General features: G+C 64.8%; 1 protein-coding gene and 1 pseudogene. Both read left to right on the top strand.

The annotated features are described in order from the left end of the window. Positions 1–387: pseudogene (locus tag A8G00_RS03910) on the top strand (acetyl-coenzyme A synthetase); the annotation flags it as partial. A 21-nt stretch (positions 388–408) separates the two neighbouring features. Next, a complete protein-coding gene (locus tag A8G00_RS03905; RefSeq protein WP_048578408.1) occupies positions 409–921 on the top strand; it encodes a cytochrome b in 513 nt (170 codons plus the stop codon). Positions 922–1065: the final 144 nt, after the last annotated feature.

Below are 1065 nucleotides of genomic sequence, written 5' to 3'. Positions count from 1 at the left end.
GTGTCGGGCCATCGCATGGGCACGGCGGAGGTGGAAAGCGCGCTGGTGCTGCACGAGGCGGTGGCGGAGGCGGCGGTGGTGGGCTTCCCGCACGACATAAAGGGACAGGGCATCTACGCCTATGTGACGCTGAACAGCGGCGAGGAAGCGACCGACGAACTGCGCCAGACGCTGGTGAAATGGGTGCGCAGCGAGATCGGGCCGATCGCGACGCCCGACGTGATCCAGTTCGCCCCCGGCCTGCCCAAGACCCGGTCGGGCAAGATCATGCGCCGCATCCTGCGCAAGATCGCGGAGGGCGAGGTGTCGCCCCAGGCGCTGGGGGACATTAGTACACTTGCCGACCCGTCGGTGGTGGATAATCTGGTCGCCAATCGTCAGGGGTGAAAAGTCAGGCAGGAGTATGGGATGGATCGCTACAGTCACGTTGCGCGCGCGCTGCACTGGATCATGGCGATCCTCATCCTGTTCAACCTCTTCCTGGGCTTTGCGCATGACGCGCTGCCCAGGGAGTGGAAGGTGATGCCCGTCCACAAGTCGATCGGGCTGACCGTGCTGGCCCTGACGGTCGCGCGCATAATGTGGCGCTTCACGCGCAGCGCCCCGCCGCTGCCAGCCGAAATGCCCGCATGGGAAAAGGGGGCGGCGCATCTCACGCATTTCGCCTTTTACGCGTTCATGCTGGTCCTGCCGCTGACCGGATGGATCATGACGTCCGCCGGCGACCGGCCCCTGAACTGGTTCTTCCTGTTCGACGTGCCCAAATTCGCGGTGGCGAAGGGCGATGCGATCGTCGGCATTTCAGGCGAGGCGCATGAGGTTCTGGGCTTCGTCTGGGTGGCGTTGCTCATCCTGCACGGGCTGGCGGCGATGCGGCATCATTTCATATTGAAGGATGGCGTGCTGCGGCGGATGGTCTGATCGGTGTATGGAGGGGTGGATTGCGGACATTCCCCCTCCCGCAGGCGGGAGGGGGCTAGGGGGTGGGCTGGCGCGACATCAGCGCTGTTTTGCAACGGCTAAGTCAGAAGCTCGCTACGCTCGCGCCCACCCCTAACCCCTCCC

This window comes from Sphingobium sp. SA916 (assembly GCF_002894065.1).
GTDB classification, from domain to species: domain Bacteria; phylum Pseudomonadota; class Alphaproteobacteria; order Sphingomonadales; family Sphingomonadaceae; genus Sphingobium; species Sphingobium fuliginis.
Note: the sequence above shows the minus strand (reverse complement) of the source record. Positions and strands in the feature narration are given on the sequence as shown.